Annotated in this window: 20 protein-coding genes; 9 read left to right on the top strand and 11 right to left on the bottom strand. The window is 46.3% G+C overall.

Annotated features, from left to right (window positions below):
• Window positions 1–146: 146 nt before the first annotated feature.
• Window positions 147–1,496, top strand: coding sequence for a cytochrome c biogenesis protein (locus PSE7367_RS07740; protein WP_015164815.1), 1,350 nt, complete (start codon window positions 147–149; stop codon window positions 1,494–1,496).
• Window positions 1,497–1,769: 273 nt separating this feature from the next.
• On the opposite strand, the gene PSE7367_RS07745 is transcribed toward PSE7367_RS07740, so the two are convergent.
• Window positions 1,770–2,165, bottom strand: coding sequence for a pentapeptide repeat-containing protein (locus PSE7367_RS07745; protein WP_015164816.1), 396 nt, complete (start codon window positions 2,163–2,165; stop codon window positions 1,770–1,772).
• A gap of 222 nt (window positions 2,166–2,387) precedes the next feature.
• On the opposite strand from PSE7367_RS07745, the gene PSE7367_RS07750 reads away from it, so the two are divergent.
• Both PSE7367_RS07750 and PSE7367_RS07755 read left to right on the top strand, forming a co-directional pair.
• Window positions 2,388–2,756 (top strand): hypothetical protein, encoded by a 369-nt coding sequence (locus PSE7367_RS07750; RefSeq protein WP_015164817.1) that lies wholly within the window; start codon window positions 2,388–2,390, stop codon window positions 2,754–2,756.
• Between the two features lie 350 nt (window positions 2,757–3,106).
• Window positions 3,107–3,496, top strand: coding sequence for a response regulator (locus PSE7367_RS07755; RefSeq protein ID WP_015164818.1), 390 nt, complete (start codon window positions 3,107–3,109; stop codon window positions 3,494–3,496).
• A gap of 94 nt (window positions 3,497–3,590) precedes the next feature.
• Here the strand turns inward: PSE7367_RS07755 and PSE7367_RS07760 are convergent, their stop codons facing one another.
• The 3 genes from PSE7367_RS07760 to PSE7367_RS07770 form a co-directional block, all read right to left on the bottom strand.
• Window positions 3,591–4,619, bottom strand: a complete 1,029-nt coding sequence (locus PSE7367_RS07760) for a pentapeptide repeat-containing protein (RefSeq protein WP_015164819.1) — start codon at window positions 4,617–4,619, stop codon at window positions 3,591–3,593.
• Between the two features lie 106 nt (window positions 4,620–4,725).
• Window positions 4,726–5,814 carry a glycosyltransferase family protein gene (locus PSE7367_RS07765; protein WP_015164820.1) on the bottom strand — a complete coding sequence of 363 codons (1,089 nt, stop codon included), beginning with the start codon at window positions 5,812–5,814 and terminating at the stop codon, window positions 4,726–4,728.
• A 274-nt stretch (window positions 5,815–6,088) separates the two neighbouring features.
• Window positions 6,089–7,057 carry a DMT family transporter gene (locus PSE7367_RS07770; RefSeq protein WP_015164821.1) on the bottom strand — a complete coding sequence of 323 codons (969 nt, stop codon included), beginning with the start codon at window positions 7,055–7,057 and terminating at the stop codon, window positions 6,089–6,091.
• Window positions 7,058–7,479: 422 nt separating this feature from the next.
• Here PSE7367_RS07770 and PSE7367_RS07775 point away from each other — a divergent pair, with 422 nt between their 5' ends.
• On the top strand, window positions 7,480–8,304 hold the full coding sequence (locus tag PSE7367_RS07775; protein WP_015164822.1) for a hypothetical protein: 825 nt from the start codon (window positions 7,480–7,482) through the stop codon (window positions 8,302–8,304).
• 179 nt (window positions 8,305–8,483) lie between these two features.
• On the opposite strand, the gene PSE7367_RS07780 is transcribed toward PSE7367_RS07775, so the two are convergent.
• Window positions 8,484–9,245: a calcium-binding protein gene (locus tag PSE7367_RS07780; RefSeq protein WP_015164823.1), complete on the bottom strand. Its 762-nt coding sequence runs from the start codon at window positions 9,243–9,245 to the stop codon at window positions 8,484–8,486.
• Window positions 9,246–9,877: 632 nt separating this feature from the next.
• Between PSE7367_RS07780 and PSE7367_RS07785 the strand changes: the two genes are divergently transcribed.
• From PSE7367_RS07785 to PSE7367_RS07800, 4 genes are all read left to right on the top strand, one after another.
• Complete coding sequence (locus PSE7367_RS07785; protein ID WP_015164824.1) at window positions 9,878–11,479, top strand: ABC transporter ATP-binding protein; 1,602 nt, start codon at window positions 9,878–9,880, stop codon at window positions 11,477–11,479.
• 28 nt (window positions 11,480–11,507) lie between these two features.
• Window positions 11,508–12,596, top strand: coding sequence for an ABC transporter permease (locus tag PSE7367_RS07790; protein WP_015164825.1), 1,089 nt, complete (start codon window positions 11,508–11,510; stop codon window positions 12,594–12,596).
• 281 nt (window positions 12,597–12,877) lie between these two features.
• Window positions 12,878–13,852, top strand: a complete 975-nt coding sequence (locus tag PSE7367_RS07795) for an ABC transporter permease (protein ID WP_015164826.1) — start codon at window positions 12,878–12,880, stop codon at window positions 13,850–13,852.
• Window positions 13,853–14,545: 693 nt separating this feature from the next.
• On the top strand, window positions 14,546–15,520 hold the full coding sequence (locus tag PSE7367_RS07800) for an acetyl-CoA carboxylase carboxyltransferase subunit alpha (RefSeq protein WP_015164827.1): 975 nt from the start codon (window positions 14,546–14,548) through the stop codon (window positions 15,518–15,520).
• 194 nt (window positions 15,521–15,714) lie between these two features.
• Here PSE7367_RS07800 and PSE7367_RS07805 read toward each other — a convergent pair whose 3' ends face one another.
• From PSE7367_RS07805 to PSE7367_RS07820, 5 genes are all read right to left on the bottom strand, one after another.
• On the bottom strand, window positions 15,715–16,866 hold the full coding sequence (locus PSE7367_RS07805) for an NAD-dependent epimerase/dehydratase family protein (protein ID WP_015164828.1): 1,152 nt from the start codon (window positions 16,864–16,866) through the stop codon (window positions 15,715–15,717).
• A 354-nt stretch (window positions 16,867–17,220) separates the two neighbouring features.
• Window positions 17,221–17,952 carry a response regulator gene (locus PSE7367_RS07810; protein WP_015164829.1) on the bottom strand — a complete coding sequence of 244 codons (732 nt, stop codon included), beginning with the start codon at window positions 17,950–17,952 and terminating at the stop codon, window positions 17,221–17,223.
• Window positions 17,953–18,041: 89 nt separating this feature from the next.
• Window positions 18,042–18,170 (bottom strand): hypothetical protein, encoded by a 129-nt coding sequence (locus PSE7367_RS22925; RefSeq protein WP_264314179.1) that lies wholly within the window; start codon window positions 18,168–18,170, stop codon window positions 18,042–18,044.
• Window positions 18,171–18,253: 83 nt separating this feature from the next.
• Window positions 18,254–19,258, bottom strand: a complete 1,005-nt coding sequence (locus PSE7367_RS07815; protein WP_015164830.1) for a diguanylate cyclase — start codon at window positions 19,256–19,258, stop codon at window positions 18,254–18,256.
• Window positions 19,245–19,622: a response regulator gene (locus PSE7367_RS07820; protein WP_015164831.1), complete on the bottom strand. Its 378-nt coding sequence runs from the start codon at window positions 19,620–19,622 to the stop codon at window positions 19,245–19,247. The genes PSE7367_RS07815 and PSE7367_RS07820 overlap by 14 nt, the downstream gene beginning before the upstream one ends.
• Window positions 19,623–20,319: 697 nt before the next feature.
• On the opposite strand from PSE7367_RS07820, the gene PSE7367_RS07825 reads away from it, so the two are divergent.
• Complete coding sequence (locus PSE7367_RS07825; RefSeq protein ID WP_015164832.1) at window positions 20,320–21,282, top strand: LysR family transcriptional regulator; 963 nt, start codon at window positions 20,320–20,322, stop codon at window positions 21,280–21,282.
• Between the two features lie 31 nt (window positions 21,283–21,313).
• On the opposite strand, the gene PSE7367_RS07830 is transcribed toward PSE7367_RS07825, so the two are convergent.
• Window positions 21,314–22,333, bottom strand: a complete 1,020-nt coding sequence (locus PSE7367_RS07830) for a sulfate/molybdate ABC transporter ATP-binding protein (protein WP_015164833.1) — start codon at window positions 22,331–22,333, stop codon at window positions 21,314–21,316.
• Between the last annotated feature and the right edge of the window lie 264 nt (window positions 22,334–22,597).

Here is a 22,597-nt window from a genome sequence, read left to right on the forward strand (position 1 = left end):
AATAAAAGTGATTCTGAAGGCATGGGAATTTTAATTATTTATTGCATTTACTCAAAAGACATTGAAGCATTGGTTAGAATTTAATAAATAAAGGATCAGTCGAAGTCAAAATTCAGCTATTTTCTATATTTTTATATTCATAAATTGTGAATTCAACCCTGCTCCTCAAAAAACTCTATAAACGCAACCTGCAACCAGTTCTCACCGATCTCAAATTTGCGATCGCGTTGCTTTTAATCATTGCCCTGTTTAGCATTACTGGTACTGTGATTGAGCAGGGCGAAACCCTGGATTTTTATGAAGCCAACTACCCACTCCATCCAGCTTTATTTGGCTTCCTCAGCTATAAAGTAATCTTGGCGATTGGCCTCAATCATGTTTATAGTACCTGGTGGTTTTTATCGATTCTGGTGCTGTTTGGCACTAGTTTGATCGCCTGTACCTTTTCGCGGCAACTGCCGATGCTGAAGGTGGCCAGACGCTGGAGCCACTACACCAGAGCCAAGAGCTTTGAGAAATTACCCCTAAGCACTGCCCTGGAGGGGCGATCGCTCGATCAACTTGCGCCAGTGTTGGCACAAAAAGGTTATCGTCTGTTTCAAACTGATGACAAGCTCTATGCCCGTAAGGGTTTGGTGGGGCGGATTGGGCCGATTATTGTCCATGCCAGTATGATTTTGATTTTGCTAGGTGCGATCGGTGGAGCGCTAACTGGTTTTGTTGCCCAGGAAATGATCCCCAGTGGTCAGACTTTTGCAATTACGAACATCACTGAAGCGGGTATCTGGGCGAGACCCTGGCTGCCCAAGGATTGGCTGGTGCGGGTGAATCGATTCTGGATCGACTATACCCCTGGCGGCACGATCGATCAGTTTTATTCCGATCTCTCGGTACTGGATAAGGATGGTAATGAAGTCGATCGTAAAACTATTCATGTCAATGAACCACTGCGCTATAAGGGCGTAACGCTATATCAAGCTAATTGGGATGTGGCGGCGATTAGGTTTCAGGTAAACCAGAGCCCAATCATCCAACTGCCCATGACCAAATTGCAGGACGTGAACAATAAGGCCAAAGCCTGGGGCACCTGGTTACCAACCAAACCAGACTTGAGCGCAGGGGTGACTCTGATTACGCCGGATTTGCAGGGCACTTTTTTAATCTATGGTACTGATGGCCAACTGATGGACACGATCCGGGTGGGCGGTAGCTCCGAGATTAATGGCGTGACGGTGAAGCTGAAGGATGTGATTGGTAGTACGGGTTTACAGATCAAGGCCGATCCCGGCGTGCCGATCGTCTATGCTGGGTTTGGTTTGCTGATGCTGGGGGTGGTGATGAGTTATGTCAGCTATTCCCAAATCTGGGCATTGCAGGTGGGCGATCGCCTCTATGTGGGTGGTAAGACTAACCGTGCCCAGGTAGGGTTTGAAGCTGAATTGTTGGAAATTATCGATCGGATGGCCGGCTCAACCCCTTCACTATCAGCGGTTTAGCTTCACGTCAGCCTGTTCACGTTGTTTTCACGGGTTCACTTTTAAAATATAAGGGCATCATGAAACAAGCTAATTCCCTTTTTCAGGGTGTATCCACATATTTAAAACCCACCTCACTGTGCTAGGTATTTTACTTAGAATGGCGAGGTGTTTTTATTGCTGTCTATTCCTGGTTTGCAATCCTTCGCATTCATGGTCAATGGCTCGATCGCCCAGCATCTTAGTTTTTCCGCGCGTAACAAACCCTGCTGGCATTGCACTTGATCTGACGACTTAGTCTAAGCCCAGCTTTCTACTTAAATTGCGATCGTAAATCGCCCTGTGCCAATCGTTGGCGGTTTTTAGTTGCTGTGGGTTAGTTCCTTTAACATCATATAAATCCGCATTATATAAATATGCCCCTTGCAAAAAAGCCCCCCGCAAGTCAGCACCGCGTAGATAAGCCCCCCGCAGATCCGCACCAATCAAATTCGCACCAGTTAAGTTTGCCCCCACCAAATTTGCACCACTAAGATCAGCATCTTGCAAATCAGCTTGATATAGATCGCATCCCACACACACCTTATCTCGCACAAGTTTTTTGAAGTGGGCAGGATTTTCCGCCATTGTTGGCAACGGGGAACAGAGGCAAGCTGTGATAATTATGGTCGTCAGCGTAAATAATTTCATGGCTTACCCCTTAAAACTTTTTAACTAATGCCTTGATCTAATTATGGCAGGAATTACCTTAAATCATTTATTACGCTCTATTTTGAGGAGAAAGGAATTGCAATCGGTAGCGATCGTGGTGGGTTAAAGTTAAGCTGTGCCATAGTTTAGAAAACCCGATTGATTGCTTCGATTATCGTCCTAATTGGAATCCTCAGCAGACCAAAAGTGTTCGGCGAGCCAATGCCAAGTCCTATTTTTTTCTTAACCATTCTTGCGATCGGACTTATTGTCGCCGGTCAAATACTCCTCAAAACTGGTGCTGATCATCTCGGTTCGCTCGATACCCTGAGTTTAATTGACAAGATCTTGAAGATATCAACCCAACCTTACTTTATCTCTGGATTAGGGATTTGCGCGATCGGCTCTGTGCTATTCATTGTAATTTTGTACCGTAGTAAACTCAGCACTCTTGCCCCCTTAATCGCAGTCAGCTATATCCTTTCCGTCCTTGCTGGTATTTTTATCTTTGGCGAAAGCGTCACCGGTCAAAAATGGCTGGGAATTTTGTGTATTGTGGCAGGAGTGGTGCTATTGATAACTGCACCCTGAGGCCTATGCATCAGAAAGCAAATAACAGTCAGGCTATTTCAAGTATGATATTAAATGAACAAATGATAACTAGCTTAATAATCCAAAAAGTTTGTTTTTGGTAATCATATAATTAAGTAATTAAGCTGAGGATGATTTGCTCAAAAGTCTTTTCAAGCAGATAGGGTATTTGTTCCAGAGGTCGATCGTATTCATAGCTAGATGTAGTAGATACAAGTAAATTATTTTCTCAGCTAATGCTTGAGCATTAAGGCAAGTAACTTATGCTTAGCAACTACGGTTTTAACCACAGTAAATAGGCAAAAAATTAATTTTGATCAGGTAATAGCACGGATCAGTAATGGAGATATGTGGCTCTTATACTAGTTATTGATGATGACAGGATTGTATGTGAATTAATAGTTAAGACCCTGGACGCACAAGGTTTTAGGGCTGTGAGCGCAACTAGTGGCGAGATGGGGTTGCGCTTAGCTCAGCAACTCAAGCCGGATCTGGTGTTGTGCGATGTGGTCATGCCTACGATCGATGGCTATGAGGTGCTCGAAAAGTTACAGCAAGACCCAGAGACGATTGCGATCCCGTTCATTTTTCTGACTGCCCTGGATTCCAGCCAGGATATGCGCAAGGGTATGAACTTTGGTGCGGATGACTATTTAACCAAACCGATCAGCCAGGAAATTTTGATTAAAGCAGTCAAAAGTCGCTTGATTCGCTACGGCAAGTATAAAGAAGTGAATTAAGTGGAGCCAAGGGTTGTGAGCCGATTCACGCTCTACTCAGACAAGTTTTTGCGGCAATGGTATGGGAATGGGAGCAAGGATTTTAGCAAATGGTTTAAGCATGAATAGAGCCATCTGGCATAATTGCTCCAGATAACTTGGCACCGACTAAGTTAACCATTATTCGATCGCCAACTCTTAATTTAGCACCCTGCAAATTTGCACCACGCAGATCTGCTCCATTGAGATCGGCACTAACTAGATTGGCTCTGCGTAAGTCCGCATTCTGAAGATTAGCTTGCAGCATATTGGCACGAAACAGATTAGCACTGGCGAGATTGGCTCCAGCCAGATTAATTTTATGCATGAAGGCATCGCTCAGGTTGGCATTACTGAGATTTGCATTACTCAGGTTCCGCCCCGCCAAGTCACGTTCGCGTAGGTTTGCGCCACTCATATCCACACCGCTCATGTCGATGTTGCCAGATTCCCTTGCTTCATTACTACTGGCATTATTGATATTACTGGCATAGGTACGATCGTAACCATTGTGGCCATTACTGGCATGATCACCAGCCCCATTATTGCTACCGCCACGATTATTATTACTGTGAGTAGTACCGCGATAGCTACCTGGATATACATCATAGTCATTGGTAGCATAATTATTGCCATAGCCTGCATCGGTGCTATGGGTATTGACGCTATAGGCGCTGGAATAATTATTATAGTTATGGCTAGGATTGGCTTGCTCAGTGCCGCCAGATCGATCAGTGCCCTTGGTTGCATTGGTTGCAGTAGCTGAGGGTGAGGGCGATCGGGCAGGGCGACGACTATACACCGGGCGTGGTGGCCGCGATCGGGTTTGCGGGTTGGCTGGTCGATAGCGGTTGGTGGTCTTACTGGCCTGCGATCGGTTGTGGTGATGGAGCGTATGATTTTTGATGTAGTGGCTCACCTTTTCGCGGGCTTCGTTTAGATCTTGTAATTTAGCCCGTGCCTTATCAAGCAGGCGGGGATTACTTTGGGGAATGCGATCGGGATGCCAAATAAAAGCCAGATCCTTATAAGCCTGATTTACTTCTTCCAGAGAAGCACCAGGCTCAATTTCTAAGACTCGATAGAAGGGGGTTAGATCGGGCATTCATTCATAGACTGACTGCCTTCAGTTTACTTCAATATCTGGTTTGACCCGATTTTACTTAAGGAATTATGACGGTTTGGCCTCAATGCCTGCTCATCTCTCCAACCTAGAGCGCCGCAATGATTGTCTGGGCGATCGCCACTTCGCCGTGCAAATCTAGTTGTTCAGAGCAGCGCGGGGGCTGGAGTGGTGCATTTAAAAATTGCCAATCACCAGCATAAAAATCCTGGGGTGAGATAATCACATGCTCGGCATAATCCTGTACGCCAGCGATCAGGGTTTGCGCTTCCACAAAACCATCTCTGGTCATACAAATGACTGGTAAACCTACTCGTAGTGACTCGGCCAAAGTGCTATAGCCAGGTTTAGACACAATTCGATCGCAAACCACCATCATGTCCACGGGGCGCAACTGTTCAGATTGTTCTTTGATCTGAAGCAAATTGGGCAAATCGGGGGCATGGCGATCGAAGGTGATAAATTGGCGCTCTGGAAACTTGGCTAAATTATGATAGGGGATTTCGCTGAGTCCCAATCCACCAAAGGTGAGCAAGATTGTTTGCCGATCGGGCTCAAGTCCAAACCGTTGCCGGAGCGTGGCAGCATCATAGCGCGGTGTACCGCCAGTTAAACCCACATCTTCGATCTTGGCATTGCTAAACGAAGCCATTGGTTCCGCAAAGGGGAGCCGAAACAGCCGATCGCATTTGCCATATAAATCAGCCACCCGATCGGCCAGTTCAATATATTCAGCGCCATATGCTGCGCCCCAATCCCGATAGATAAAATCCCAGCCAAAATTACCGGCCATCCAACAGGTCACCCCAGCAGCCTGGGCGATCGCCGTTACTAATGGGGGAATATCGGCAAAAATTAGATCAACATGATTGGCCTGGATAAATTCTGCTTCTGCGGCAATTATTTGCGCTTGCTCCTGCCAGATTTGATTCATTTTGGCCAGAGTGGCAGGGCGATCCATCTGGATGCTATCGCGTTGCACCACGCCCACATCAAAGCTACGACGATGATAAACAAAATCACCGGGGATATAAGACTGTAATAAATCCAGTGGCGCAGTGGTAGCAATAATAATCCTGGTTTCCGGTTGCTGGCGCTGAATTTCGGCCACTACGGCAGCAGTGCGGGTGGCATGGCCAAAGCCATGATTGGTGATGGCGACGTAAATGGTGGGCATAGGGGTTTAGTGGGGGCGATCGCTAAGATATTGATAATACCGAAATCTGGATCACACTGACGTTGTAATAGTTAGTCGTTTGTACTTATTACATGATTTACATGATCAAAACATTTGACTATATCTTGAATGCTTACCCATCCAAATGTTTAGCCGATCAATCCTAATTAATCTGGATTAGACTTCTGTTGCTCACCAACCTTACTCAGTACCAAGCTGGCTTCAATCTTCTCTGTCCTAAATACAAATTTCTACTACAACTTTTGGCAAATAATTAAGCAGGATCGACTTGATTGGGTTCTAGCTCTGCTTCTGTTACGCTACCCCGCCCACTCACCAGATAAATACTTGCCAACGTCAAGCCCACCCCAAACCATTGCACCGATCGCAAGCTTTCCTGCAACAAAATGCTACTAAACAGCAAGGCAAACACCGGGGTCGAAAAAGTCAGCGTACTGAGAGTAGTCAAACTACCCGTGCTAGCAAAATAGAAGAACAAACCATAGGCGATCGCACTGCCAAAGATCGCTGCATAGGCAATACAAAGCCATTGCCAATTCACCAGCGATTGCCATTGATTTTGTTCATACATACCAGACAGGAGCAACAACGGTAAGCCTCCCAGGAACATATGCCAACCCGTAGCAGCAACCGGATCGGCATGGGCTACCACTGGCCGGATTAAAATTGTGCCCACCGCCATCGACAACGAAGCCCCCAGCATCAACCATTCCCCCGTGGTAAAAACACCGCCCGCAATTACCGCAGCTAGATCGCCTTGGCCAAAGGCAGTGAGCAGATCCGCTGGCAGACCAATCAGGCCAATCCCAACCACGCCAACAAACAGGCCAATTACGCCTAACCAACTAATTCGCTCTTGGTAGATCAGCGCCGCCAACAAAGCCACCGCCAGTGGTTGTGAGTCAATAATCAGCGATCCCAATCCAGCTCCGGTTCTGACCAGCCCCAGCGCCAGGAAAAATTGAAATAAAAAGCCGTCCACCAACGCAAAAATGCTAATCCATAGCCAGGCTCGCCAACCCATTGGTTGCGATCGGCCTAACCAACTAGCTGCTGCGATCACGATCAGCCCAGCGGGCATAATCCGCATCCCTGCCAAAAACAATGGCTCCGTTTGCGGTAACACTGCTTTCATCGCCACCATTGCCGTTCCCCACAGGAAAAAAGGCAGGATCACAAATCCAGAGCGACGGGACAGTTCAGGCAATTGAGATTTGGGCATTGGGTTCTAGAACTAAGCTGAGTTGATTGGTGGTGGAAGAAAGTGAGTGAATAAGACAGGCGATTAACAATTATTGGCAATTAACAATTATTAAGGATTGTATCGAAAAATCAAGCTATAACCAAAGGCTCTGGGGATACGATCGGCGATCGCGGTTGCCATAATTTCCCCTCAAAAGTGATAATAACCAAATTATTTACAAATCATTACAAAATTAGCAGCTTTAGGAGTTGACTATCGTCGCAACAAAGGCTAGAAAGGCGAGGAAAACAATTACTAAAAAACTCTTAAAACTCTTAAAAAAATAGCTCCCTCCACCTCACCCCACCTCAACCAGTCTGGAAAACCAGATGTTTTTTGGATTGCATAATCCCTAATGTTTTAAATGTGTAGAAATTGAATTTAGCTAGTTAGGTGAAAAGATGGAGATGCCCACCAATCGCAGGTCTGACCAAATCCAGGCGTTAGGAGATATCCTGCATTTAGTTGAGCAGTTAGATATTGAAGATATTGCAACTGTTACCAGCGGCAGCCGCTTGGGGCGGGTGGTGGATTTGTTGGCGCAGGTACAGCAAACCCTGGCTTTAAATTCAGCAAATTCAGCGGGTGGGCAGCGGGGCAACTCGATCGCTACGACCGATCGGCGCAAGCATAACAAGCACAATAAGCATAAAACTAATGGCACTAATGGGGTAGCCAAATCAGGGGCAACCGCAAAAAATGGGATCGCTAACCATAACTTAGCTCTGGTTAATGCCAGCGAAGCCGATGCCATAAGCCAAGAAAACCAGAATGGTAACCTTACGGCAACCCAACAGCGCCAGCCAAACAAATCATCAAGCTCTACGGCTAAATCACCACCGCAAAAAGCAGTAGCAGCAAAATCGCATAAGAAGGCTAAACAAACGAAGCGCAAACAATCTAAGACAAAGGGTACAAACGCTAGAACCAGACGCGTTGATCCCAAGCGGATTATGATTAGCTACCTAAAACAGGTGTTTGCCGATCCGGAGGTTTTTCCCGATCGCCATAGCATAACTAGTTTTTTCGAGCGGCATTTTCAGATTGAGTTCCAAATCGATAAAGAATCCCGCCCAGAGCTAGTCTCGCGCCTGTCGCGGTTGGCGATCGCCCAACAGGTTAGCCGCAACGAGCTAGGCGATTTACTACTGGCCGATACTAATCAGAAGTATGGGGATTTCCTCAAGCAGGATGAGGCTACCTTCAGGCAGGGGTGGCGATCTTAGGCGATCGTAAAGGATACTTAGATCTTAGAGATCTTAGATAATTTAGATATTCAGGACAGACCTGCCAATAACTTCGCAATCCCAAGTAATCCCAAGTAATCAGTAATTAGCGAGGGTATTTGCTTGATCCGGGCCAAAGTCTTGATGCCTTGACTGCGCTGCGATACTAATTTATTTAATTAACCAATAAATAGCGCCGGATCAGAGGTTGAAACCAATTCCAGCGCCAGTTCCACATCCTGAATGCTGCTAGTAACGGTGCCCAGAATTTCGCCCGTGGAGATGCGTTCGATTACTGTGCCCTGCACTGGGAAACCAAATCCGGGCTGGATTCTGGCTGAAAACAAGCCTATGTCATTAAAGCTAAAGTTGCCCACAATCACGATCCGATCGCCATCGGCCAGGTTGAGATCGCTAATTTGATCGGCGTTGTCAATGCTAAAACCCGCCGTATCTGCCCGCAACACAAACGTATCTGCACCGCCAGCGCCAACCAGCAAATCAGTGCCAAAGTCACCGATCAAAATATCATCATCAATGCCGCCGCTCAGGAAATCATTGCCCTGACCACCGCGCAGAAAATTAGCGCCATTATTGGCCAACACCAGGTCATCGCCAATGTTGCCATTCAGGACATTGTTGCCAAATTCACCCACCAGCTCATCATCACCTTTGCCACCTCTAAGATAATCATTACCAGTGGAGCCAAACAGAAAGTCACTGCCCTGGTTGCCATTCACCACATCATCGCCACTAGAGCCAACGATCGTATCGCTGCCATTAAAGCCGCGAATCCCGGCTGGGTTGTCGATCGTGAATTCTGGGCGCAATTCCAGGTCATCGGCCAAGTCAGACAGATCAAAGAAAAATGAGGAGCTGTTGGCGATCTGTGTGATCAATTCGTAGCTGCTGAGCAGAAATGAGTTGTTAATAATAGCCATAGTTTTAATCTATACCCCGCTTGATTGGTAGTTTTTGCTTGATTAGCTGCTGGCAATTTCTTGCTTTGCTTGCTGATTGATGAGGCGCTCACATGATCGCTGAGATGGTGATAACTTATTACTTAATTACTTATTACAAAACGATGCCTTTGCAAGAGCTTTAATAGCTTTAATAGATAGGGCTTCCCGATGTTGATTGACGGGCTTGCCAGGAGAATGTTCCCAAATCCGAGCAATAGCCGATCGCATTTGATCGCTTAATTACTGCTATTTCTATCGAGACATTGTGCAATCAGCAACTAAATTGCTCAGCTCCAGCAGATATTCAGGCAAAAAAAATTAAGTCTCCTGCACATGCATTGCTCAAAGCTAATTGCGTTTCTGTATTTATCTATCCTTCATCGTGAGCCGCCATCTTGTTATCATGCTTCAGGTTAGAAATAATTAGAAATTAAAAGTAGCCGCAGATAAATTGTGTTGTCTTGGACGAGCTATCCTACCAGTAACCAGTAACCAGTAACCAGCGTTGGCCACTGATAGCGCTCTTTGGCAGCTATCTGGAATCAAGAAATCAAGAATTAATAATCAAGTATTAATAAAGAGAAAAAATATGGCGGTAATAGTCCTAAAGCATGAAAGTTGAATTACGCGGCATTAGTAAAAACTTTGGCAAGGTACGGGCAAATCAAGATATATCGATCACGATTCCGGCTGGGGCGATCGTCGGGTTGCTGGGGGAAAATGGCGCTGGTAAAAGCACCCTGGTCAAAATTTTAAGTGGTTTTATCTCTAGCGATCGCGGTGAAATTTGGCTAGACGATCGCTTAGTTCAACTCAAAAGCCCTGCCCATGCGGTGCGATCGGGGATTGGCATGTTACACCAAGACCCGCTAGATTTTGCGCCACTGACGGTTTTAGACAACTTTATGACCGGGCAATCCAATCGTTTTGGTCGGTTCTGGCTCGATCGTAAAACCGCAAAAAGGCAACTTAAACAACTGGGGCAGCAGTATGGATTCACCCTGGCAGCCGATCGATTGGTGGCAAAGTTGAGCGTAGGCGAGCGGCAACAACTTGAAATCTTGCGATTGTTATCGTTGGGAGTAAATACCCTGATCCTGGATGAGCCGACTACTGGGATCTCTTTGCCCCAGAAATTATTATTATTTGCCACGATCAGGGAATTAGCCGCCGCCGGAAAATCAATTATTTTTGTATCCCACAAGCTTGAGGATGTAGAAACTCTTTGCGATCGCGTGGTGGTGATGCGGCAGGGGCGGATCGTTGGGGAATTGAATCTGAAGCAGAATTTTGCTTTAAATATTAAAGATATTATCAATATTTCACCACAGGAGCCAGGTCTAGTTAACTCTGTGGCTAATTCTAGCTCTGCATCCACATCCGATGCATCCACATCCGAACAGATCGATCAACTGGTCGAGATGATGTTCGGGCGGGAACTTGCGGTTGCCAACAAACCAGAGACAGCCCAGGCCGATCCCAGTTTGCGCCTGGAAGCGATCGAAGTGCGTAGCGATCGCCTTAACCTGAGTATTAAGCAATTCACCGCCCAGCAGGGTGAAGTAATTGGCCTAGCAGGACTGGAGGGCAACGGCCAGAGGTTATTACTATTGCTGTGTGCTGGCTTATTAACGGCAAATTCGGGGCATATTTATCTGGGCGATACCAATATGACCAATCGCACCTATCAGCAATATCTGCGCACAGGGGTGAGTTATATACCAGCCGATCGCCTGGCAGAAGGTTTGGTGGGCGGTTTATCCATTCAAGAGCATTTTGCCCTGCGATCGATCGATACATCCGGCAGTACCCTTGGCCGCACATTTATTAACTGGCGTAATACCCTGGCCAAAACCCATCGCGCGATTAATACCTATAATATTCGCGGCTTTCCCACCTCCAGAGTCGAGCAGCTTTCTGGTGGCAATCAACAACGTACCCAGTTGGCCTTACTGGCTGAAAATTTAAACCTGTTGCTGATGGAACACCCGACCAGGGGGCTGGATATTGATTCAGCACAATGGGTCTGGCAACAGATGGTGGAGCGCTGCCGCCAGGGCACAACGATTTTGTTTATTTCTGCCGACCTCGATGAGATTATGCAATGGAGCGATCGGGTGTTGGTATTTAGTGGTGGTCAGGTCACTGAACCGATCGCTACCAAAAATTTGACGGTCGATCGATTAGGTCAGATGATTGGCGGTAAGTTCTAAATCCCAAATCCCCAACCATAAATCCTAAATGAGACTGATTTACTATCGCCTCGGGTCTTTGCTGCTGTCGCTGGTGTTTATCGCTGGCGTAATTCTGCTGGCGGGAGCCTCACCGATCGCGGTGGTGGCCAGTATGTGGAAGGGGGCCTTTGGCAGCGCTGACCAATTGGCCAGGGTCGTTGCCACCCTTGCGCCATTATTACTCTGTGCCAGTGGTTTGGTGTTCACCTTCACGGCTGGATTATATAACCTGGGGATCGAGGGGCAGATTGCCTTTGGCGCGATCGCCACGATGGTAGTAGTGCAACCATTGCAAAACGCACCTTTGCCACCTGGATTGATTATAATTCTGGCGCTTGGTGGCGGCATTATTGGTGGGGCGCTGTGGGGGTTGGTGTGTGGTTTGCTCAATGTCTATGGCAAGGTAAATGAGATTTTTGCTGGCCTGGGCTTGAATTTTGTGGCGCAGGGACTAGCTCTGTATTTAGTATTTGGCCCCTGGCAACGGCCTGGTGTGGCCTCAATGAGTGGCACTGAGCTAATTAATCAATCCCTGTGGCTGGCTAAAATTGGCAATACTGAAGCAAGTCCGATCGCCCTGGCTTTAGGCATTGCGGCGGTGATGATCACGGCGATCGCAGTGCGGGGGACTTATTTTGGGCTCAAGCTCAAGGCGGTGGGCAACAATCTCCGCGCGGCTCATGTGCTCGGTATTCCAGCGATTAGACAGCTTCTGCTGGCTTTTATGATCTGCGGCGCTATGGCAGGGTTGGCTGGTTCGCTTCAGGTGCTGGCAGTGTTTCATCGCTTTCTGCCGGGGATTTCTAGTAATCTGGGTTTTTTGGCTTTACTGGTGATCATGCTGGTTAACTATGAACCGCTGTTGATTTTGCCGATCGCCTTTTTGTTTAGTGCCCTGAATATTGGCAGTTTACAATTGCCGCTGTCCCTTGATTTAGAATCTTCTCTGTCTGGCGTAATTCAAGGATCGCTGTTGTTGTTTGCTTTGCTGGGGCAGGGGCTGGCCGATCGCTTCCCTGGTACAAAAACACCGCGATCGATTGATAGCCCAGATAGTTCTAATCGGTCTGAGCCGATCGCTGAGCCTAACTCCTAGAATTTTTGGGCATTACATAGCATTACATGATTGAGGAATGAAATGCTGATATCGCAAATATCGCAAATATCAAAACATATGCTTGAGCTTAGTTAGACCGATCGTTAAATACTTGAGTCATCCGGCCAATGCGCAATGCCGATGCTTGAATAGATGATTGAATAAATAAACTTCCCTGCATCGTCTATGCCTATATGCCTATAAATTCAGATCGTTAAACTAGATTCGGTTTCTATTTTCTGCGCCATAATCATTTAACTAACCAAGCCGGGAAAGGCATTTTGGACATAGAGCAAATTATTATTATCCTCAGTACGGCGATCGCTTCTTCCACACCCTTGATCTATGCCTGCATTGGCGAGACGATCACCGAGCGATCGGGCACAATTAATCTCTCGGCCGAAGGCACCATGCTGATGGGGGCGATGACTGGCTTTGCGGCGGCTAAATACAGCGATAGCTTACTGGTGGGTTTTCTGGCCGCCGGGACAGTGGGCGCATTGATTGCCCTGATTGTGGCGGTGGGGGCAATTACGCTGAGGCGATCGCAGGTGGCGATCGGGTTTGTGCTGGCGCTGCTATGTGGCGATCTTTCTTCTTTTCTGGGTAATCCAGTGGTGCGGATTCCAGGGCCAACTGTGCCCAGTTTCAAGCTACCAATTTTGCAGCATATTCCAGTGGTGGGGCAATTACTATTCCAGAGCGATTTGCTGGTGTATTGCAGCTATTTATTAATTATTGGCACCTGGATTTTTTTCTATCGCACCCCGGCTGGCCTAACGCTACGATCGATCGGTGAACAACCGGCAGCGGCCTTTGCCCGTGGTCATAATGTAATCTGGCAACGCTATCTTTATACGCTGATTGGTGGGGCGCTGATGGGGATCGCGGGCGCTGCTTTTTCGCTGGATTTCAAGGCGGGTTGGAGTCATCGCCATACCGCTGGTTATGGTTGGATTGCCCTGGCGATCGTGATTTTTGGCAGTTGGAATCCGCTGCGGGTGGCAGGTGGCGTTTATTTATTTGGCATATTGCAATCGTTGGCGAGTGTAGCACAGGATACAATTACTGGAGTGCCCACCCAGATTTTTAATGTGGCTCCATTTGCGCTCATGATTCTAATGCTGGCGCTAACCTCTGGCGAATGGTTGGAACGCTTGTTGCAATATTTACCTGCACCGCTGAGGTCGGCGATCGCCAATACGATCCGCACTAGGCCACCTGCGGCTTTGGGTAAACCATTCAAGCAGGATTAGCTAAAGGGCAATGCTTACTCTAACGCTGTAGCGATCGGGTTTTACTGCTTAATCCTATTTAAATGCAACAGTTAGAAACTATTTATAATTGAGTTCGACAGACCTCTGTAAATCCTATACTTGCCGTTCCTGGCGATCGCCTAAAGCCCTCATTAAGTTTGGTAGTAAGCATTTCTCGTCGAGATAACGTATTTATAGATAGATAGTAGCTTTAGCAATTTAGCGCTCCGCAAGCTGGTAAAGGCGATCGATCCCCTGGCCAACTGCTCCTGACTTTAATTGACATAGCCGATTGCTGCTCTATGTTTCTAAGTGACAAGGACATGGAGAGTTAAAATTGGTCAGTGGTTGTCGTGATTTAGATTTAGTTATCTAGATTACCTAGATTACCTAGATTATTTAGATTAACGGGATTAAGACTGGCGCAACGATCGTAAGTTAAGAGATTAATTAGAGATTAATAGGTAGAACTGGCAAACCTGTGATCTAGTCAATTGCTCTAGTCAATAAGACAAATAACCATTAGCAACTACTGTTTAACTGTTTAACCAACTTAAAATAAGGGATTGCAATTCAGACGGATAAGATACTTGATCAGAGCAACAACCATCATAATTTCCCTGGTTGACTAATACTTTGCAACGCTGCGATCGCAATTAATCATCAAACTTTAACTACAACTCAAGATTTGGAATGGCAGAACGTTTAATCTTACTAGACTTTGAAAAACCCCTGGCGGAGCTGGAAAACCGGATCGATCAGGTACGCAACCTGGCAAAAGAGAATGGCATCGAAGCCGATGACAAGATAGTTGAGCAGATTACCCAGCTAGAGCTACGGGCTGACTCATTGCGCCAGGAAATTTTTAATTCACTCACGCCAATGCAACGGATGCAGGTGGCCAGACATCCCCGTCGTCCCAGTACCTATGACTACATTCAAGCGATGACCGATGATTGGATGGAACTGCATGGCGATCGGCGCGGCAATGATGATCCAGCGCTGGTGGGTGGATTTGCCCGCTTGGGTGAGCATCCAGTCATAATTTTGGGGCATCAAAAGGGGCGAGATACCAAAGACAATGTGGCACGTAATTTTGGCATGGCTTCCCCCGGTGGCTATCGCAAGGCGCTGAGGTTAATGGAACATGCCGATCGCTTTGGGATTCCGGTAATTACGTTTATTGACACGCCTGGTGCTTATCCTGGGGTAGCAGCCGAAGAACAGGGGCAGGGTGAGGCGATCGCAGTTAACCTCAGGCAAATGTTTAGCTTTGGTATCCCGATTGTTTGCACCGTGATTGGCGAAGGGGGCTCCGGCGGGGCGCTGGGAATTGGCGTTGGTAATCATCTGATGATGTTCGAGCATTCGATCTATACGGTGGCAACCCCAGAGGCCTGTGCGGCGATCCTGTGGCGGGATGCGGCAAAGTCTTATAAAGCAGCGGAAGCCCTAAAAATTACGGCCACTGATCTTAAAAGCCTGGGCGTGGTCGATCAAATTTTACCCGAACCGATCGGTGGAGCCCATCGCAATCCCCTGGCCGCAGCAGCCACCCTCAAGGAAGCTTTGATCGGCAATCTCGATCGCTTGATCCAACTAGAGCCAGGTCAGCTTAAGCAGCACCGCTATGAAAAGTTCCGCCAGATCGGTGTTTTTCTCGAATAAGCGAGTTTCAATTAAGCCAAGTGGCGATCGATTAGCCAATTACCAATACCATGCTAGACATGAAGGATGAATTTATATCACCAAAAATAAAGAGCAGACCAATCTCCCTGAACCAGAGAGTTATTGATCTGCGGTGATGAAATGCTCTAATCGCCTGCTAGTGTAAATTATAAATTAATTCCCTAACACAACTCTTAGCGCCGCCAGGAAACCTTGGGCAGAATTTGCGATTGATCGATCCGATCGCGGTATTTGACCGCAAAGTTCAACAGTGAATCAAGCAAAGCATCCGACAACAGATGGGGTTGCAAACCGAGCGACAGCAAACTGGTATTTTTGGCATTAAAATAATGCTCTTCTAGCTCCACGCGGGGATTTTCCAGGTTATTAATTTCCACCTTGATCCCCATTGTTTGGCCAGCCTTTTGCACCATATGCGCCAGGTCAATAATCGAGAACAACTCGGTAAATTGGTTAAATACCCTAAATTCACCGGCATCAGCGGGATTATTGATCGCAATTTCTACACAGCGCACCGTGTCTCTGATGTCCAGAAAAGCACGAGTTTGGCCACCCTTGCCATATACAGTGAGGGGATGACCAACCGCCGCTTGAATACAGAAGCGATTGAGGGCAGTACCAAATACACCGTCATAATCGAGGCGATTGATTAAATATTCATCGCTGCCGGTTTCTTCGGTCAGCACGCCATAAACCACACCCTGGTTTAGATCGGTAGCTCTTACGCCCCAGATTTTACAGGCAAAGTGAATATTATGGCTATCATGCACCTTACTGAGGTGATAGAAAGAGCCCGGTTGCTTGGGATATGGCAATGTATCCTTGCGGCCATTGTGCTCGATCGTAATGTAGCCTTCTTCAATGTCAATATTTGGTGTGCCATATTCACCCATTGTGCCCAGCTTGACCAGATGGCAATCGGGGAAGTCATTTCTGATCGCATACAGCACATTGAGGGTGCCAACCACATTATTAACCTGGGTGGCCACCGCATGTTCCCGATCGATCATCGAGAAAGGAGCCGATCGCTGCTCACCAAAGTGAACTACTGCTCCAGGCTCAACCTGGCGAAACACGGAACTAAGGAAATCATAGTTAGTAATATCACCAACATGTAAACCTATTTTCTTACCAGATACACCCTGCCAGCGATCGATCCGCTTTTGAATTGGGGCGATCGGGGTAAGGGTACTAACACCTAGCTCATTGTCCCAATGGCGGCGCACCAAACTGTCGATGATTGCCACTTCGTGACCTCGGCTAGACAAATATAGCGCTGTAGCCCAGCCGCAGTAGCCATCACCACCAATAACTAAAACTTTCATGAAAATCTACACTCTTATGATCAAATTGCAGGTTTAGATTTATAGATTCTTATAGGTTACCAAACCTTGATATAGTTTATGCGCTGTTTATGTGCCAACCATTGAACTGATACTGGTACATATGCGGCACTAATCTTGCCACCCATAATCTCAAATTGCGATCGCAATTCTTAACCCTTCTCTAAACCCTGAGTTAAATTATCTCAGAACATGTTCGCGCTACCCAAAGTTTATTGCGATTAAGTTGACTATAGATTTGGGCTCGAAATTAGCACATGGTTATGATTTTGATTGAATCCTGGAGCTTGAATGAGCCACTGGTTAAGCTTTGGTTAATTAAGTTGGTTAATTAAGCTAGTCAATAATTTTGATCTTGCCAGTGTGAATATAGCTGAACACTAAATTAAGTTGATTATATTCCTGCTCAGTCAGGGTGCGTTTGGCAAAGGTGGCATTAAAAATAGCTCTACTTAAGTGGCTATAACCCTTACGACTCATCTTGCCAGAGCGAATCAGACGCGAGACCACCTCTTCAATGCTCATCGCTTCGGTGGCTGGTTTACTGCTGGGGCGCAGTGATGGATTAGTTGGTTGTCTAGTTCTTGGCGTGGTTGATGATGATTGCAGAGTCGTTTTTTGGCCACCCATCTGCTGGGGCTTGGCTAGCGGTGCGGCTGGAATTTCTGGTGCGGTAGTGGCTCTGGGTGGGTTTTTACTCAGACTACGGGCGATCGCTGCTTTTAGTAATACCGGATCAAAGGGTTTGGTTAAATAATCCTCTGCCCCCATTTCCATGCAACGCATCACGCTATCTAGTTCCTCTAGAGCGGAAATCATAATTACCGGCATATGCTGGAGGGTCTCGCTGGCCTTGACTTTGCCCAGCACCGTATAGCCATCTACCTCCGGCATCATAATGTCGAGCAGAATCAGGTCAAATAGCTGCTTACTGAGTATTTTGAGGGCTTCTTTGCCATCTGCGGCCATGGTTATTTTGCACCCTTGCTGCCGGAGACGACGCGCCAGGGTATCTCGGTTCATTTCGCTATCATCTACAATCAGTACGCTATAGCCTCGCTCCACCATGAATCATCCTTTATTGCAATTTCTAGATATAGCCGACCAATAATCTAGTTAGTTTCTATTCCTTGCTAGTCTCATTATGCTGTACGGAATTAATAATTACTGTGATTTATTTGCTGTTTGGGCAAACCAGAAGTTATTTTTATTTTGCGATCGGTGGTAATCCCAAAATCGCCCCAAACACTGCTTCCTGCTTTAGCGATCGTTTTGATCGCCCTCATGTTCTAAAAATTAGCAGTATTCTTGACATCTGCAGTATTCTTGACATCTGCAGTATTCTTGACATCTGCAGTATTCTTGACATCTAGGTAATTAGGCCAGCACTAAGACCATCATGCCAAACTTGCACCTGGTTCTTACCCTGCTGCTTAGCCAAAAAGAGCGCTTTATCAGCATTGGCAATTATTTCCGAATAACCACGATCGCCACCAGCCAGCACTGCCGTAACCCCTAAGCTGATGGTGACATACATACTGGCAGCCGAATATGCATGATTAATCTGCAAGTTCTCCACATCCTGCCGTAGCTCTCTTGCCAATTTCTCCGCCCCGCTCAAAGGCGTATTGGGTAAAATAACCACAAATTCTTCACCGCCATATCTGGCCACAACATCATGGGGGCGCTTGATCGTGCGCTGGGCAACTCTGGCAACTTGTTTTAAGCATTCATCACCAGCCTGATGGCCATAGGCATCATTAAATTGTTTAAAGAAGTCAATATCAAAAATGATCAGCGCGATCGTTTGCTTCTCGGCGACTGCGATCGACCAGGCCTTAGCGATCGCATCATCAAAATAGCGGCGATTGGCAATCCCAGTTAAACCATCCAATTTAGAGAGTTGCTCTAGCTGCTGATTAACTTCCGCCAATTTTTTATTGGCTTCTTCTAGTTGCTGTCGGTAAATTTCTTCTTGATCGCGGAGGCGTTTTTTCTCTAGGCAGGCACTGGTGCGCGCCTTCAGCAACACCCGATTAAAGGGCTTGTGTAAATAATCCTCTGCCCCCATTTCAATGCATCTGACCACACTATCAATCTCGTCTACAGCGGAGATCATAATCACTGGGATGTGGCTCAGTTTAAGATCTGCTTTCAAATATGCCAGCAATTCATAGCCATTCATCTGGGGCATTTGAATATCTAGGAGGATTAGGTCAAAATTATGCCCACTAAGCATTTCGAGCGCTTCTTTACCATTTTCCGCCGCGAGTATTTGTTGATATCCCTGACGTACCAAATGTCGCCGCAACACGTCACGGTTCATTTCATTATCGTCAACGATTAATAGGTTAAAATCTTCATGATTTGGCATTTTGGTTTAGCAATGCTTGGATTTTACCTAAAAGACGCTTAAATTCGATCGGTTTGGTGTCGTAGTCATTACAACCTGCGGCCATGCCCTTTTCACGATCGCCAGTCATGGCATGGGCCGATAGCCCAATCACCGGAATATGCTGAGTAATGGTATTTGTTTTGAGCTGTCTAGTGGCCTCCCAGCCATCCAGTACGGGCAAACTCATATCCATTAAAATCAGGTCTGGGGGGTCTGCTTGGGCGATCGCCAACCCTTGCTTACCATCGGTGGCGATTTCAACCTTAAACCCCTTGCGGATCAGCCGCCGCGATAGCATATCCCGATTCATTTCATTATCTTCAACCAGCAGAATCCTAGTCATATTGGGTCTATCTGAACTATATCAATATGAAATGAATAACAACAACACGAATTGGGTTCAAACTTGGTTTAACCCAGATTTTAAAGATCATAGCAGCGCAACTAGGTTAGCGATCTAAACCACTTATGGAGCTTTACTAGGAGAATGCTTAATCTATTGCTGCTCTTTACTTAATTGATGCAAGGATAAGGATAATATTTGATTAAAACTTGCGCATGGTTTATTTATAGCTAGTAGCTAGCAATCTGCCCAACCATGCCAGCAAACCAATTGTTTAATATTTCAGTCTAATTAATTATCCCCCGATTTAATACCACCATGCTACTCAGAAAGTTTGAGTAAAATTTAAGTAAAAATAGACAACAGACAATTAGTCCACTTAGTCCCGCTGAAAAAGATGTGCCAGTAATGTATGTAAGTTTAATATACTCATTATTAGAACCTGTAGCCATAATTACTGCTGCGATCCTGGTTAAGAATGCGTTAGCTTTATATTGGCAGAATATGGCTGTTGCCAAAATATGGCTAAGCACTTAATCATTGAGCGTTTTTACCGACAGAAAACCAGGCCAAGCTTTTTGGCTTAAACCAGCAAACCATAGAAATTAATGATTACTCTGCATAGAATATTCGCTATGGTAGTAATATATTAATACTTAAAAACATTATAAGTGCAGATCAAGCTTAGGCGGCTCCTTTGAAGCAAGCAACTCTACATCAGTTAAAGGTATTTGAAGTAGCAGCTCGTCATGGCAGTTTTACTCGCGCTGCTGAAGAGTTATTTCTAACTCAGCCGACAGTATCCATGCAAATCAAGCAGCTCACCAAAGCCGTTGGTTTACCTCTGTTTGAGCAAGTAGGCAAGCGGTTATATCTAACTGAGGCTGGGAAAGAATTATTTAGCACCTGCCAGAATATCTTTGGTCTCTTGTCACAGTTTGAAATGACAGTGGCGAATATGAAGGGGATGAAACAGGGTAGCCTGAGTCTGGCTGTAGTAACTACCGCAAAATATGTAATTCCCCGGCTATTAGGGCCATTCTGCCAACGATTTCCTGGGATTGATGTATCGCTCAAGGTTACCAATCATGAGCGTCTTCTAGAGCGATTGGGAAATAATAAGGATGATTTGTATATCCTCAGTAAACCGCCCACTAATACTGATATTTCCTCATATCCATTCCTAGAGAATCCACTGGTGGTACTTGCGCCTAGCAATCATCCGTTGGTAAATGAATCAAATATTCCGATCGAGCGGTTGGCCCAAGAGCCGTTTATAATGCGTGAGCCTGGTTCAAATACGCGTAGAACTGTAGAGAAACTGTTTGCCGAGCATGATGTATCGGCGCAAATCCGCTTGGAGTTATCCAGTAATGAGGCGATCAAACAGGCGATCGCTGGTGGTTTGGGCATATCAGTGCTTTCATTGCACACCCTGGCACTTGAAGGAGCTAGCAATCAAATTAAAATTCTTGATGTTGAGCATTTCCCGATTATGAGCCACTGGTATGTGATCAACCTGTCTAGTAAGCAATTATCGGTGGTGGCAGAAACCTTCCTGGACTACCTTAAGAACGAAGGCAAAGAGATTGCCGACCAAAGTGTAGTGCCATTGCAAAAGAATATGAAGGATGCCAGTAAAGCGGCTGTATCCCTCTAAATCAAGCTAAATCAATTTAAATTAAGCTAAATCAAATTGAATAATTCAAGGGAAAAGCTCGCACGCCACGTGGCCGGACATAGACCGTTTGGCGTGGTTGGAGATTGAGATCATGAAAGCGATCGCGGGTGAGATGAGCAGTTAATACCTGACCATCATCAAGCACCACCTCTGCTTGCACTTCCCAGCCCAGATGGATAATCCGATTAATCCGGGCAGGAAGCGTCGAGCCATTGGCAGCAGTTTCGATCAAAATATCCTGGGGACGAATATAAACATGCTCATGTTCATCAAAGGCATGGCCGCTGCTGGAAAAAGCCGATAGATTATTTGGTACCACATTCACCGGACCAATGAAACTCATTACAAAAGGCGTGGCCGGATGATCATAGATTTGCTCTGGTGTGCCCACTTGTTCAATCAAGCCCTTATTCATCACCACGATCGAATCGGCCACCTCCATTGCTTCTTCTTGATCGTGGGTCACAAACACACTGGTCACATGCACCTCATCATGCAAACGGCGTAACCAGGCGCGGAGTTCTTTGCGGACTTTGGCATCGAGCGCCCCAAATGGCTCATCTAGCAATAAAACCTTGGGCTCCACAGCCAGAGCTCTGGCCAGGGCGACCCGCTGACGTTGACCGCCGGAAAGCTGAGAGGGGAAGCGATTGCCCAACCCAGCCAACTGCACCAATTTTAGGAGTTCATCTACTTTAGGCTTGATTTCGGCTTTGGGGCGTTTGCGAATCTCTAGGCCAAAGGCAATATTCTGGCGCACGGTCATGTGGCGAAACAGGGCATAGTGCTGAAACACAAAGCCAATATTACGATCGCGCACATCCTGGTGGGTGGCATTCTCACCGGTCAGAAAAACCTCGCCCGTGTCGGGAATTTCCAGGCCAGCGATCAGGCGCAAAAGAGTCGATTTCCCCGAACCCGAAGGCCCCAACAAGGCCACCAGCGATCCCGATTCGACCTCCAGATTAATATTATCAACGGCTTTAAAGTCTCCATAGTATTTCGATACATTCTGAACCACTATGCCCACTTGTAAAAACCTCTAGCCTAAATTAATAGAGAACACTTTGCTTGTTTGATTTGGCGCTTATTTGGCAATCATGTTGTTGCGCCGATCGCTCTAAGAAAAACGTTTGATCAAATCCACACCTTGCCGATCGGTTTACCGATGATTAGATCTTCTATGTATCATATCCTACATTTAATTATTTTATGGTTCTTTGGTGATGATGCCCAAATCTATGTATAGGTTCCCCCGATCATGAGTATATACCTAGATATTCCAGCTAACTGT

It is taken from the genome of Pseudanabaena sp. PCC 7367 (genome assembly GCF_000317065.1).
GTDB lineage: Bacteria > Cyanobacteriota > Cyanobacteriia > Pseudanabaenales > Pseudanabaenaceae > Thalassoporum > Thalassoporum mexicanum.